13 protein-coding genes are annotated in these 14,615 nt (G+C 44.0%); 3 read left to right on the forward strand and 10 right to left on the reverse strand.

Going from position 1 to position 14,615, the window contains the following annotated elements; translation table 11 throughout:
* Window positions 1–97: 97 nt before the first annotated feature.
* Window positions 98–667, reverse strand: a complete 570-nt coding sequence (locus HZA10_05720; GenBank protein MBI5195799.1) for a hypothetical protein — start codon at window positions 665–667, stop codon at window positions 98–100.
* Window positions 668–1,080: 413 nt separating this feature from the next.
* Between HZA10_05720 and HZA10_05725 the strand changes: the two genes are divergently transcribed.
* From HZA10_05725 to HZA10_05735, 3 genes are all read left to right on the forward strand, one after another.
* Window positions 1,081–2,262, forward strand: a complete 1,182-nt coding sequence (locus HZA10_05725; GenBank protein ID MBI5195800.1) for a cation:proton antiporter — start codon at window positions 1,081–1,083, stop codon at window positions 2,260–2,262.
* A 23-nt stretch (window positions 2,263–2,285) separates the two neighbouring features.
* A complete protein-coding gene (locus tag HZA10_05730; protein ID MBI5195801.1) occupies window positions 2,286–3,536 on the forward strand; it encodes an MFS transporter in 1,251 nt (416 codons plus the stop codon).
* 163 nt (window positions 3,537–3,699) lie between these two features.
* Window positions 3,700–4,551, forward strand: a complete 852-nt coding sequence (locus tag HZA10_05735) for a transposase (GenBank protein ID MBI5195802.1) — start codon at window positions 3,700–3,702, stop codon at window positions 4,549–4,551.
* Between the two features lie 413 nt (window positions 4,552–4,964).
* Here HZA10_05735 and rodA read toward each other — a convergent pair whose 3' ends face one another.
* From rodA to gatA, 9 genes are all read right to left on the reverse strand, one after another.
* Window positions 4,965–6,086 carry a rod shape-determining protein RodA gene (gene rodA, locus HZA10_05740; GenBank protein ID MBI5195803.1) on the reverse strand — a complete coding sequence of 374 codons (1,122 nt, stop codon included), beginning with the start codon at window positions 6,084–6,086 and terminating at the stop codon, window positions 4,965–4,967.
* A 60-nt stretch (window positions 6,087–6,146) separates the two neighbouring features.
* Window positions 6,147–7,928, reverse strand: a complete 1,782-nt coding sequence (mrdA, locus tag HZA10_05745) for a penicillin-binding protein 2 (GenBank protein MBI5195804.1) — start codon at window positions 7,926–7,928, stop codon at window positions 6,147–6,149.
* A 67-nt stretch (window positions 7,929–7,995) separates the two neighbouring features.
* Window positions 7,996–8,457, reverse strand: a complete 462-nt coding sequence (gene mreD / locus HZA10_05750; GenBank protein ID MBI5195805.1) for a rod shape-determining protein MreD — start codon at window positions 8,455–8,457, stop codon at window positions 7,996–7,998.
* A 40-nt stretch (window positions 8,458–8,497) separates the two neighbouring features.
* On the reverse strand, window positions 8,498–9,301 hold the full coding sequence (gene mreC, locus HZA10_05755; protein MBI5195806.1) for a rod shape-determining protein MreC: 804 nt from the start codon (window positions 9,299–9,301) through the stop codon (window positions 8,498–8,500).
* 39 nt (window positions 9,302–9,340) lie between these two features.
* On the reverse strand, window positions 9,341–10,369 hold the full coding sequence (locus HZA10_05760; GenBank protein ID MBI5195807.1) for a rod shape-determining protein: 1,029 nt from the start codon (window positions 10,367–10,369) through the stop codon (window positions 9,341–9,343).
* Window positions 10,370–10,795, reverse strand: a complete 426-nt coding sequence (locus tag HZA10_05765; GenBank protein MBI5195808.1) for an RDD family protein — start codon at window positions 10,793–10,795, stop codon at window positions 10,370–10,372.
* Between the two features lie 33 nt (window positions 10,796–10,828).
* A complete protein-coding gene (locus tag HZA10_05770) occupies window positions 10,829–11,863 on the reverse strand; it encodes a tetratricopeptide repeat protein (protein ID MBI5195809.1) in 1,035 nt (344 codons plus the stop codon).
* Window positions 11,860–12,513, reverse strand: a complete 654-nt coding sequence (locus tag HZA10_05775; protein ID MBI5195810.1) for a ribulose-phosphate 3-epimerase — start codon at window positions 12,511–12,513, stop codon at window positions 11,860–11,862. The genes HZA10_05770 and HZA10_05775 overlap by 4 nt, the downstream gene beginning before the upstream one ends.
* Window positions 12,514–12,898: 385 nt before the next feature.
* The gene (gene gatA / locus HZA10_05780) at window positions 12,899–14,353 is read right to left on the reverse strand and encodes an Asp-tRNA(Asn)/Glu-tRNA(Gln) amidotransferase subunit GatA (GenBank protein ID MBI5195811.1); all 1,455 of its coding nucleotides are present in this window, start codon (window positions 14,351–14,353) and stop codon (window positions 12,899–12,901) included.
* Window positions 14,354–14,615 lie beyond the last annotated feature (262 nt).

The raw sequence follows: 14,615 nt of genomic DNA on the forward strand, positions 1-14,615 counted from the left end.
CATGACATTTAATAATTTTTGCCTGCCAGCAGGCAGGTTGCGTTCTAAAAATTTTAAGGGTATCTGTTCACGCTTCGTTTCAGCGTTTATTTTTTTCTCACCCGTGCGGCTTTGCAAGTATCTCAAGCACCTTCAGCTTTAGAAACCTCTTTGATGCTGCGGAGCGGATAACCATTACGGTATCAGCGCCTCGTGTCGTGCCTGCCGCCGCAATTACCTCCTCACCTTCAGGGATAAGACCGGCATCAGCCGCCATCATCACCATCTCACAGCATACCTTTGCCCCTTCGCCAAACCTCCTCAAAGTCTGCGCAATAAGAAGCGTCGGATAAACCCCGCTGAATTGCACTGCCAGGGCAGTCTCAAGGCTGTGGGTCAGTATTGTACCGGTATATATTTTTGCGCCAAGTGACTGGATTTTTTCTTTTACTGCATCAGATATCTCAGAATGATTCGGCTCTTTAAATCCGTGCGAATGTGTCACAACCACCAGATTTACGCCGCTGTCTTTTAACATCTCTGCAAACATCTGCCCTGTATCGCCGGAAGTCGTGGCAACAACCACATGTCTGAAAGCAGAATCCTTTACTGCGCCCCTTACAATATCAGCGCACTGCACAGTATTTTCAGGCCCTGCCTTTTCAAAATAAGTGACGGTCTTTTGCATATCATTATCCTCCTTAAAACACTTCTTGTTAGCAAACTTAAGGCATATATGCCCTCAAAACTTTAAGAAAACAACAGTGATTATTATCTGTCATGCTGCAAAAAGTTTTAAGTATTTGCTTCTAAATTATTTGTAAAAGGCAGCATGACGCAAAGGTGTTGCCTTAAAGTTTTTCACGCACATATGCCTTAAGCTAATTCCTTCATAGGATATTTTAACCATTTCGGAAATTCTATCAAGAAAAATTTTGCAGGCAGTTTCTTGTTGACTAATAAAAGTTTATTCTGCTATGCTTTGGACAGGCGATGGAGTTCGCTATTGACCGTCTCAAAGTTCCGGGACTGATGACTCCTACTTTATTGGTAAACTTTACTGATAAGGCAGGAGTTTTTTAGTTTCATGGAGGGTAACATATGGCAATAAGTTTTGCGCTCATCATACTTTTGGGGCTGTTTTCCGATTATCTGTTTAAGAGGCTGCGCCTTCCCGGGCTTATCGGGATGCTCCTTGCCGGCATATTTTTAGGGCCTTATGTATTTAATGTTATTGACCCCGCCCTGATAACAGTATCCGCGGATTTCAGGATGCTGGCCCTCGTAGTCATTCTCCTCAGGGCTGGATTTGCCGTAAAAAGAGATACTCTTAACAAAGTGGGCAGGCGTGCTGTAATAATGGGGTTCACGCCTGCCGTGTTTGAGGGCGCGGTGATTGCCCTTACAGCACCGATATTTTTCAGCATAAGTTTTTTTGAAGCCGCCCTGTTAGGCTCTGTCATTGCCGCCGTCTCACCGGCAGTCGTAGTGCCTTCAATGCTGAAATTTATTGAGGACCACCGCGGGACAAAAAAAGGCATCCCAACATTACTGCTCGCATCCTCGTCTTTGGACAATGTATTCGTGATAGTAATATTTTCAGCGCTCATCGGCATATACGAGGGGGAAAATACAAACATTTTTTTAAAACTTTTAGAAATACCGGTTTCCGTCGCTGTGGGCATTATCACCGGGGCTGTAATCGGATTTGCATTGTATAAACTTTTTGAAATATATAAGCCGAGGGCCACCAAAAAAACTTTGATTGTCATAGGAACCGCAGTACTACTCACCTGGCTTGAAAAAATCCTTAGACCTTTTGCACCGCTTTCAGCGATTTCCGGCATCATAGCAATAGGATTTATCATGCTTGAAAAATCCGAGCCCATCGCCCATGTGATATCCCTGAAACTCGGCAAGATATGGGTGTTTGCAGAAATACTTCTCTTCGTCATGGCCGGCGCACAGGTTGATATTAATACGGCATTGGAAGCAGGCCTGGCAGGCGCCGCGGTCATACTTTTGGGTTTACTGGCAAGGAGCGCCGGCACATATGTATCCCTCATAAAGAGCGGCTTAAATTCAAAAGAGAAGTTATTCTGTATTGTCTCATATATTCCAAAGGCAACGGTGCAGGCGGCAGTCGGCGCCGTGCCTCTTTCCATCGGGGTTAAATCAGGCGGTATAATCCTTGCCGTTGCAGTCTTATCAATTATTTTTACCGCACCGCTCGGCGCCATCGGGATGAATATTGCGGGAGAAAAGATATTCGGGAAAGATTAGTTTAGATTAGCAAAAGACTTCATATGGACACTGACAGAAAAATCATAGGACTGCACAGAAATGTGTTTTTCGCAGGACTCGTGAGCTTTTTCATGGACCTGAGCTCTGAGATGATATATCCCCTTGTCCCGATTTTTCTGAGCACTGTTTTAGGCGTCAATAAATCCGTAATCGGGCTTATTGAAGGAATCGCAGAAAGCACGGCAAGTCTTTTAAAGGTTTTCTCCGGATGGCTTTCAGACAGAATGGGCAAAAGAAAAGCCCTCATGATTGCAGGCTATGGGATTTCCGCATTAAGCAGACCCATAGTAGCGTTTTCAACCCTGTGGGGGCATGTGCTTGCATTCCGCTTTGTAGACAGGTTTGGCAAAGGTATAAGAGGCGCTCCGCGTGATGCAGTAATCGCTGAATCAACACCCATGACTGAGCTCGGGCGTTCATTCGGATTCCATAGGAGTATGGATACACTCGGCGCAGTTATAGGACCTGCAATGGCATTTCTCATCCTTTCCATTTTCACGGGAAACTTCAGGCTTGTCTTCTGGCTTTCAATGATACCGGCGATAATTGCGGTTTTGGTTATTGTCTTTTTGATTAAGGAAAAGGGTCAAGGATCCCAAGTGTCAGTGAAAAGTGACAGTGTCGGCAAAGAAAAACTGACACTAAAAACTGACACTAACTTGAATCCTGGAACCCTTGAACCCTTGAACCCTCATTCTTTTGACTGGCGGTTTAAACTTTTTGTCGCCGTCGCAACCCTGTTCGCCCTCGGCAATTCAAGCGATGTATTTCTGATTCTGAGAGCGGCAAATCTCGGCATTGAAGAGACTCAGATACCAATACTCTATCTTTCATTTAATCTCATCTACTCGCTTACCTCAGTGCCTGCCGGAATTTTCTCAGACAAGTTCGGAAAAAAGCGGGTCATACTTTTGGGTTTTATATTGTTCGGATTTGTTTATTATGGATTTACCGGGGCATCTCAGCAATGGCATATCTGGGCATTGTTTATGCTTTACGGTATATTCATGGGGCTTACCGAAGGCGTGCAAAAGGCATTCATCGGGACTATCATTCCGCAGAATATGAAGGCAACCGGCTACGGGATTTTTAACACCTTCACAGGGCTTGCAATGCTCCCTGCAAGCATCATAGGCGGATGGCTCTGGGATAACATCTCCCCTTCCGCAACTTTTTACTTCGGAGCGGTAACCGCAAGCGCAGCAACCCTGCTGTTCATAATATTGATCGGACTTGTAAAAACAAAGGGCTGAAGAGTATTTTGTTGAATTAAAAAATGTATTGCATTTTTTAATTCAGCGTTGTATAAATGCAATTAAGAACAGGTTTAAAATACGAACTTCGTATATTAAGTACTGCAAGTGGGGTCAGGTCTTTAATTTTACTATTTTGTCTTAAATATGCATAATATATCTCATGGCGAGACCGTTAAGAATAGAATACGATGGGGCTTTGTATCACATTACATCACGCGGTAATGAAAAAAAGCCCATCTATAAGGACGACACAGACCGCAATATCTTTCTTGATGCACTTCACAAGGTAAACAAGAGATACAACTGGATATGCCATGGTTATTGTCTGATGAATAACCATTACCATCTTATGATTGAAACCCCTGACGGCAATCTTTCAAAGGGAATGCGGCAGTTGAATGGCGTATATACTCAAATATTCAACAATAAACACAACCGCGTAGGTCATATATTCCAAGGCAGATACAAGGCGATACTTATACAGAAGGAAAATCATTTGCTTGAGGTATGCCGGTATGTAGTGTTAAACCCTGTACGTGCAAAGTCCGTAGAAGGCATTAAAGATTGGAAGTGGAGCAGTTACCACGCAACAGCAGGGATTGAAAAATCTCATTCTTGTTTGACAACAGACTGGATATTAGGTCAATTTGCACAGAAGAAGGGGGCAGCGGAGAAGAAATACAGGGAATTCGTAGAGGCCGGGACAGGGGAAAAAACAATATGGGAAGATATTAAGGGTCAGAGCATTCTCGGAAGTAATGAGTTTGTAGAAAATTTAATTGGATATGTAAAAGGACATGAGGACATTAAAGAAATACCAAAATGCCAGAGGCATATAAATAGACCTGCACTTAAAGAAATCTTTAATAAAGAAATATCGTTGAATAAAAAATATAGGAACAAACATATAAAAGAGGCTGTTAACAAATTTGGTTACACCCAAAAGGAAGTTGCAGATTCCCTCGGATTGTTTTATACAACAATTAGCAGAATTGTAAATGATAAACAGTAAAAGTAAAGACCTGACCCCACTTCTTACAAGACCTGACCCCACTTCTTACTTCTTATTCTGAGAAAAACAGGGATTGCATCATACGTCTATCTGCTTTTCGGCACGCCGGCAGAGACGCTGACAGAGGCGCGGAAAACCCTTGAATTTGTCATTAACCACAAAGATGCAATAGGTTTTTTAAATCTTGCAATATTCAACATGCCTGTCTATGGGCCTGAAACAGAAAAATTTTAAACCAGCAGTTTTTACGAAGGAGACCTTTCTCTTTATACTGATTTCTCACATCCGAAGGGGTGGGACAGAAGACTGGCGAGGCGGTTCCTTGATAATGAATTTAGAAAAAATAAGGCAGTTTCTGAAATATTAAAGAAAGACCTGCCTGTATTTACTTCCAACCACGCGCCGTTTTTTGTTCAGTAAAACAGCAGAAATCTGCGCATCCTTACGTTAATCAAAATCCCGATTGCAATGTAATTTGAAAGCAGTGCAGTGCCTCCGTAACTCATAAACGGCAGGGGCACGCCGACTACAGGCACTACGCCGAGGGTCATCCCTACATTTATGATGAAATAAAATGAAATCATATAGGTAATTCCGAGGGCCAGATACCTTCCCTCAGGATCCCGCGCCTTTTTTGCAGTATCAAAGCCCCTGAGTATGATAAAGAGATACAGCAGGAATAAAAAAACACCGCCTGTAAATCCCCATTCCTCAGCAAATGCGGAAAAAATAAAATCTGTATGCCTTTCCGGTAAAAATCTCAGCGGTCCCTGCGTCCCTTTCAAATAACCTTTGCCGAAAATTTTACCCGAACCTATGGTAATCTTTGACTGGTTTATATGATAGCTTGATCCCTGAGGGTCTGTCTTGGGGTCAATAAATGCAACCAGTCTCTGCTTTTGATAGTCTTTTAATCCTGACCAAACGATATTCCCCAAAAAAGGCACTGAGACAAGTGCAATAATAATGGTGACTACAATGAGCTTTTTCCTGGTGCCGACAGTTAAAATCACGGAGGAAAAAATAAAAAGCAGCATCAGCCCTGTCCCGAGGTCAGGCTGTTTCAGAATCAGTATGAGGGGCAAAACAACGAAGGCAAACATCATCTGAAACAATTCTTTTAAGCCCAGAGTGTCTTTGCGCTCTGAGTCTGCAAGGTATCTTGAAATTGCCAGCACAAAACAAATCTTGAATATCTCGGAGGGTTGAAAAGAAAAAGGACCTAAGGATATCCACCTCTGTGCGCCCATGCCTATTTTGCCCGCAATAATAACAGCAACAAGCAGAATAACACTGATGACAAACAAAACATATGCAGATCTGATGAACCAGCGGTAATCAAAGCTTATCAAAGATACAAAACACAGCATGCCTATAAAAAGCCAGAATAACTGCTTTAAATAAAATGACTGCTGACCTTCCCCGGTCAGAGAACGTGTTGCGCTGTAGATTGTCATCACGCCGATAAAAGACAATATCAGCACGGTAACAAAAATAGGCCACTCAAATTTCTTTAATGTTTCTTTGTCAAACATACTAAAATTAGGATTCGAGGATTCAAGGGTTCATGGATTCCAGTGAACTTTAGTTATAAGTTATTCGTTATTTGTTACTTGACCCCTTTGCCCCTCGGCTCCTTGAACCCTTTTCTTATAATATTCCTCAATAACCGCCTTTGCGATTGGCGCGGATGCTGTGCCTCCATGCCCCCCATGCTCTACAAAAACCGACATCGCTATCTGTGGGTCTGTGGCAGGCGCGTATGCCACAAACCACGCATGATCCCTGTAGTCGCCTGTGGGTTTTTTCCCGCCTTTTTTCTCGCTCACAACCTGAGCTGTTCCTGTTTTGCCGGCAATGCTCACAAGTTTTGAACGCGCCATGTAACCCGTGCCTCCAGGCTCTGCCACAGCGCCGGCAAGCGCATTTCTCACCGCCTCAAATGTTTCAGGCTTAAGATTGACCTCTCTAACAACCTGCGGTTTTGCGCCGGCGGCATGAATTAAATTCAGTTTATATAATTTCCCGTTATTTGCAACAGCAGAGATAAGCCGCGCCATCTGCACAGGGGTCGCAGATACATACCCCTGTCCGATTGCTGTATTAAACGTCTCACCTATGTACCACTGCTCTTTTTTTATTTTATATTTCCAAGCAGTGGACGGCACAATGCCTGATTTCTCCTCGGCAAGGTTAATGCCCGCTGCTTCTCCAAGCCCGAAGGCTGAGGCGTAATCCGCTATTTTATCAATACCTGTCTTTCTTCCTGCCTCATAGAAAAAGACGTCGCAAGATTCAACTATTGCCCTTTTAAATGCAATTACGCCATGCCCCTTCTTTCTCCAGCACTTAAATAAATGCGAGCCCAGATAAAGACCACCCCTGCAGACCGCTTTTGTCTCGTCTGTTAATTTGCCCTGCTCCCGCCCCGCAATGGCAGTAATAATTTTAAATGTAGAACCCGGCGGATACTGACTCTGAAGCGCCCTGTTAAGAAGCGGTTTCTTAGGGTCGTTTACAACCGCTTCCCAGTCTTCGTATTTTATGCCTCTGGCAAAAAGGTTCGGGTCAAAAGAAGGCGCGCTCGCAAGCACGAGTATGTCGCCTGTGTTTGGATCAAGCGCAACAACTGCGCCTGCTTTATTCTTCAGCAGCTCCTCGGCTATTACCTGAAGGTCCATGTCAATAGTGAGCTTTATATCATTCCCCTTTACCGGTCCTTTCTCTCCAAATGCCCTTACCTCCCGGCCTGTTGCATCAACCTCAATAATCCTCTCGCCTGCAACGCCACGCAGGTATTTATCATATATCTTCTCAAGCCCCCACTGACCTATGAATGCGCTCTTAGGCACATCCCTGAAATCAGGACTTTTTGCCTGTTTAGGAGTCAATCTGCCGAGATAGCCGATAACGTGGCTTGCCACAGATCCATAAATATATTCCCTGCCTGTTTCAACATCTATCTGCACGCCGGGAAAATCAAGCCTTCTTGCCTCAACCTTTACAACTTCTTCCCATGAAATATTCTCTTTTATTTTTACTGGTTCAAAAGGATTCACAGCACTGTCAAGCCTGCCCTTAACCGCCGTGGGATTAAGCCCCAAAAGATTACACAAGGCCGCCAATGTCTCCGGGTCACTTGTTTCTTCTCTGACAAGCGATATGTCATAGGATGGGATGTTTTTCACGAGAGGTTTATTGTTTCTGTCATAAATTATGCCGCGCGGGGCAGGCACTTTTATAGTTCTTAATCTGTTGGATTCCGCAATTGTCTTATACTCATCGCCCTTTATAATCTGCAGATAAAAAAGCCTTAAAAGAAAGATTGCAAAGACAAGAATAATTATATAAGCGCCTGCTGCGATCCTCTTATCCATTTTTTAAAAAAGGTTCTTCAGGCATTCCTGTGAATACCCCTTATGTCCCCCTCTCACTTCTCACTTCTCACTTCTCAGTTACCAGTTTAATCACAGGATACAGGATTATGCCTACCAATGTTGTATAAACAACCTGCAAGATTGACGGCATCCATGTTCTCTCTGCAAAGGATATTCCGGCAACCTGTGAGAAACAGATATAAATCAAAAGATTATCAAGCACAGAGAGAATAAGAACCAGAGCCGTATTTAATAAAAAATTCCAGTCAAAGAATTTTTCTCTTACTGAGGCAGAAAGATAGCCTGCAAACGCCTTACTGAGCATATTAGGCCCAAGGACAAACCCGCCGGCAGAGTCAATAATCATGCCGGTCAAGGCGCCGAACGCTATCCCTTTTATCCCTCTGTCTCTGACGGAATAAAGACATACGAGGACCAGCACAATGTCAGGTTTTACACCTGTAAAGAGTTTGGCTTGTATCACTATGGCCAAGAAAGCTGCAGCAAGATAAACCAAAAAAGTTTTCATCCCTATAACATTTTACCGATCACTGTTCACCGATTACCGTTCACCGTTTGAGGATTGACACTTCCCTCACCTTGCTTAAATTCTGCATTGGAATAACCTCTATGTACTGGAAAAGACCATAGCCTTTTTTGATAACCTTTGAGACATAACCGGCCTGAATCCCCTCCGGGTATATGCCGTCAAGCCCGGATGTAATAACTATTTCCCCTACGCTTACTTCTTCTTCCTGCGGCACATATTTTACAATACACCTGTCCGTGCCCTTGCCTTCAAGGATTCCTTCCAGATTAAGCGACTGGAACCTTACAGCTACGGATGAATTCACGTCTGTTATCTGGATGATATTCGCCGTGTCTTTCAAAACCCTGTGAACCCTTCCGACAATGCCTGAAGCCGTAACCGCAACCATATTCTTATTAATGCCTTTTTCAGACCCCTTGTTTATCCAGAGAATTTGAAACCAGTTGGCAGGGTCTCTTGCAATAATCCCGGCTGACGTGACATAATCCTGACGCCCTGATTTTAGCTCAAGCAAATCCCTCAGCCTTTTATTCTCTGCCTGCGTCTCAGCAAATTTGTTCCTCTCCTGCTCAAGTTCCCTTATCTTCTCCCCGAGATTCCGGATTTCATCTGCCTTGTCTAAGCCCGGGAAATACCTCTCAAAAAGGTTTTTGATTCCTGAGGACATGGAAGAACTCGCAAGTTCAATGCTTTTCAGCGGAAAGATTAAAAAATCAAATGCAGGATAAAATCCGGCGCTGACCTTAATGCCCTGATACGTAAGCAGTGTAATAATCAAAAGAACCACAAACAGAAATGCAAGGAATCTTTTCTTTAGCGGCATTTTACTCTAAGATCACAGACATAGCGGCGTCTGCGATATTTACTGCATCGCAATTCTCTTAAGGATATCAAGGTCATCCAGTACCCTTCCGACTCCGTTCACAACAGCGCAAAGGGGGTCTTCCGCAACTATTACAGGAAGCCCTGTTGTATGTTTTAGAAGCATATCCAATCCTCTCAGGAGGGCCCCTCCGCCTGCAAGCACTATGCCCCTGTCAACGATATCGGCTGCCAGCTCAGGCGGCGTATTTTCAAGGGCAGCCTTTATTGTATTGACAATCATGGTAACAGGTTCGTTTATTGCCTCCCTGATCTCGTCTTCAAATATTGTAATGGAACGCGGGATGCCTGAAACCAGATCCCTGCCCTTTATATCCATCGCCCTGTTTTCGTCGTCAACTTTAAATGCAGAGCCTATCTGCCTTTTTATCTGTTCGGCAGTCCTGTCGCCGATAAGGGTCTTTGCCTTGCTTTTTATGTAATTCACTATTGCCTCATCCATCTTGTCCCCGCCGACCCTTACTGCCTTGCTGTACACAATTCCATGGAGGGAAATGACTGCCACATCCGTAGTCCCGCCTCCGATGTCAACTATCATGTTGCCCGTGGGCTCACCAATCGGAAGCCCCACGCCGATGGCAGCCGCCATAGGCTCTTCTACAAGATATATCTCACGCGCGCCTGACGCCTCTGCAGAATCCTTCACAGCCCTTTGCTCAACCTGCGTTATGCCCGAAGGCACGCCGATGACAATGCGCGGCGAAACAAAACTCTTTCTGTTATGCACCTTTCTTATAAAGTATTTCAGCATCTCGCCGGTCTTGTCAAAGTCCGCTATCACGCCGTCTTTTAAAGGCCTCATCGCCACAATGTTTGCAGGGGTCTTGCCGAGCATCCTCTGCGCCTCTGTTCCGACTGCAATGACTTTGCCTGTATCTCTTTGAATAGCCACAACAGACGGCTCATTGCAGACAATGCCCTTGCCTTTCACAAATACAAGCGTATTGGCTGTGCCGAGGTCCACAGCAAGGTCATTTGAAAACCATCCAAGTATATTTTGAAGAAACATTCAGCCCCCTTTACTTTCCTCTATAACCAGAGTTTTTGCAATCTCATCGCCGAATCTCGTACCCTTTTCACTGCCTATGATAAGAAGACTTTCCAATATCACTATAGCTGCAGGAAATATAAAACCAATCAGCGGTATGATACCCATCAGGATATATCCAACCGCAAGCGGGAAATTCCTGATTACCGACTCCCTGAAAGTGCAGGCCTGCATTGTTTCCTGAAAGACAACCCTGAGCCCGATTATGCGCTTCCCTACGCTTCTTCCCTCAAACAAGCCGTCGCATATCAGGATATAAGCCAGCCCTGCAAAATAACCTATTTTCGGTAATACTTCAAGCAATGCAACAGCTATGATAACATCAATGCTTTTGGCTATCACCCTATTTAACATATTGGCTTTTGATAAGGGCGCCGGGGCATTCATTGTTAGACATACTAACAAAAAGGCAGGTATATTTCAAGGCAGATTTACAGGGAAACCCTTGCCCGTTTCAAGCGCTCTGAATAAGCCTTCCACATATCCTTTTTCAACCCCAAACCCATAAAAATCCGCACACTTCAAGGATTTCAAAAACGCCCTTTTTGCTTTTTCCGTTCTGCCTCTCAGGTACTCCAGTTCTCCCATGCCTAACATGCAGTAAATCTCCCCTCTCGGGTCTTTTGTTTTCCTGAAAAGTATCTCAGCCTCTTTAAATTTTCCAGCGGCTTTTTCAAGTTTGCCGAGTATCTTGTAAGTTGTGCCCATGCTCCAAAGTGTATAGGCATAACTTACCCTGTCACCAATTTTTTTATACAAAGATGACGCCTTGTTAAAAAACTCTAAAGCCTTTTTATGATCATTATTCATCCGTCTTGCATTCCCAAGACCGCAGTATGAATAAGCAAGCCCGAAGGTGTCTTTTAATTCTTTAAAGTTTTTATTTGCCATTGTGTAATATTTTTCCGAGTCTCTGAATCTTTCTGCAATCCTTGAGCAGCCTCCAAGCCCGCAGTATGAATAACCTATCCCTGCCCTGTCCTTAATGCCTTTGAATTTCTTAAGCGCAGAATGAAATGTCCTGAGGGCTTTTTTTATGTCGCCTTTAATCCTGTAAGTCCCTGCCTCTGCCCACAGGGAAAATGCAATGCCTTTTTTGTCGCCGGGGGATTGATAGATTTTATGCGCTTCCCTGATTTGTAACAGAGCGGCTCTCCAGCTGCCGAGCGCCCTGTCGCAAAGACCGGTTCCTGCAAGCGCATCCGCCTCTGATGCCTTATCTTCCAAAACCTCGGCAATCTCAAGCCCCTGCTTGTAGTAAGTTTTTGCAATTGTAAACTCACCCATAGCCCGCAATGTGTCGGCTATGGCAAGATGACAGTCAAGAATGCCTGTAAAATTATTATCGCGTTTGAAAGATTCAAGCGCCTTTTTGTATAACTCAACCGCCCTGCCGTATTCGGCAGACGCCCTGTATTTTTCAGCTTTTTTTAAAAAAATTCCTGCCGGGCTCACCCGCACTTTTTCCTTACCGTCTTTACCACCCCTGCATAATCCTTTGAGCCGTAGAAGGCATTGCCCATCACTAAAATATCAGCACCGGCTTTAACAACATCTCCGGCATTATCCGTATTTACCCCGCCGTCAACCTCTATCTCAACCTTCAGCTTATTTTTTTTGATAATCTCCTTAAGCATTCTGAGTTTATTAAGAGTCTGCGGTATAAATTCCTGCCCGCCAAAGCCCGGATTCACAGACATCAGAATCACCATGTCCACCTCAGGCAGAATAAAGTCAAGGATGTTAAGAGGAGTTGCAGGGTTAAGGGACACGCCTGCCTTTGCCCCGCAGGTCTTTATATAATTTATGCTCCTGTGTAAATGAGTAGACGCCTCTGCATGCACGCTTATTATGTCAGAGCCTGCCTTTACAAATGCATCTATGTACTTGTCCGGGTCTTCAATCATAAGATGCACGTCAAGCGGTATGCCGGCAGCCTTCTTGATTGATTTAACAACAGGCGGTCCTATTGTTATGTTCGGGACAAAATGCCCATCCATCACATCAACATGGATTAAATCCGCACCGGCCTTCTCAGCCGCCTTTATCTCCTCCCCAAGCCGTGAAAAATCCGCCGAAAGAATAGAAGGTGCAATCTTTACCATAAAACCTCCTTTAAAATTTAGTTGCAACTTACAGTAATGAAACTAAAAAAAATACTTTAAACATAAGGCATGGACACATGAAAAAGCTTTAGGGCAACACCTTGAAGTCATGTTGCTTTTTAATACAGAGTTCTTAGCAAAAGCCTTAAATATTTGCAACATGACATTGATATTCCCTGCGGCAAGACCGCAGGGAATCTAATGTTAGGAATTTCTTCATCATATTCGCTCGCTTAACTCCGTGGCAAGACCACGGGGAATACGCTCGCTATTCATTTAATAATTTCTGTTGCTTTCTAAAGCGTTTGAAGGTGTCTATGCCTTATGTCAATCTCACTGCTCCAAGGTATTTATACCTTATAACGGTTTTTTTGAGTAATCCATTTTATAACTTCGGTCTTTTCTTATGCCAGTCAGTTGACTGCTCGTATGCGTAAGCAGTCTTTAGTATTGATTCTTCGTCAAAGTGTTTTCCGATTAACTGCAGTCCCACAGGCAGATTGTCAGATGTAAAACCGCATGGAATGGAAATGCCGGGAACACCTGCAAGATTTACAGAAATGGTAAATATGTCGGAAAGATACATCTGCAAAGGGTCTTTTGTCTTTTCTCCGAGCTTAAATGCAGGCGCAGGCGTTGTAGGCGTAGCTATGACATCCACCATCTCAAACGCCTTTTGAAAATCCTGCTTTATCAAGGTCCTTACCTGCTGCGCCTTTTTGTAGTAAGCATCGTAATATCCTGATGAAAGGGCATAAGTGCCGAGGATTATCCTTCTTTTTACCTCTGGGCCAAATCCCTTTGCCCTTGTCTGCATATACATATCCATCAAATCCCCGCCCTCTGCCCTTAATCCGTATTTAACGCCGTCATATCGTGCAAGGTTGGACGACGCCTCAGATGTTGCAAGTATGTAATAGGCTGCAACTGCATATCCTGTATGAGGAAGCGATACCTCCAGAGGCACGGCTCCGAGGGACTCAAGTTTTTTTATCGCATCCCTTACAGAAGCCTCCACTTCCTTATCCATGCCCTCAATTAAGAATTCCTTCGGGATGCCAATTTTCATCCCCTTTATTTCCCTCCCGAGCACAGAAACAAAATCAGGCACTGTTAGCGGCGCTGAAGTTGAATCATACGGGTCATGACCGCTGATGATGTTCAGGAGAATTGCCGAATCCCTCACATCCTTAGTAATTGGGCCTATCTGGTCAAGGGATGACGCAAATGCAACAAGCCCGTAGCGTGAGACCCTGCCGTATGTCGGTTTTAATCCCACGACTCCGCATAATGCAGCTGGCTGTCTTATTGAACCGCCCGTATCCGAACCAAGCGCGGCAATGCACTCGCCGGCTGAAACAGCCGCGCAAGAGCCCCCGCTTGACCCGCCGGGTATTCTCCCCGTATCCCACGGATTTCTTGTTGCGCCAAAGGCGGAATTTTCAGTTGATGAACCCATTGCAAACTCGTCAAGATTGGTCTTGCCTGTCAGTATATAGCCCTGCTCTTTAAGTTTTTTTGTCACAGTGCTTTCATATGGGGGGATAAATTTTTCAAGTATTTTTGATGAACATGTAGTCCTTATCCCCGCAGTGCATAAATTATCTTTAACTGCCATGGGTATGCCTGTAAGCGCGCCTTTTACGCCTTTTTTTATATTAATCTCTGCACTGCGGGCATATTCTATTGCAGTTTCTCTTGTAATGGTTACAAACGCCTTTATTTTTCCCTCTACAGCATCAATTCTTTTAAATACGGCCTCTGTCAGCTCCACAGGGCTTAACTGACCCTTGCCGATTGCCTGCCGTGCCTTGCTGATGGTTAGATTGTAAAGTTCCATATTAATTATGTAATTAGTTATATGGTATTAGGTATTAGGTATTAGGTATTGTTTTTAAGCACCAGACATTTTACAACTTTATTCCTTCAACTCACAACTATTAACTTTTCTCTTTTATATAAAATAAAACAGTCTGCCCCAAAATGCTAACAAATCAACTGCACTTGGAGCACTCAAAACCCTTGTATTTTAACACTTATGTAACAGAACATACGTGTAACATATTACAATTTTAGCCCTAATGAGCTGTCATTCAAGGCCT

The organism is Nitrospirota bacterium (genome assembly GCA_016212185.1).
Taxonomy (GTDB): Bacteria; Nitrospirota; Thermodesulfovibrionia; order UBA6902; family DSMQ01; genus JACRGX01.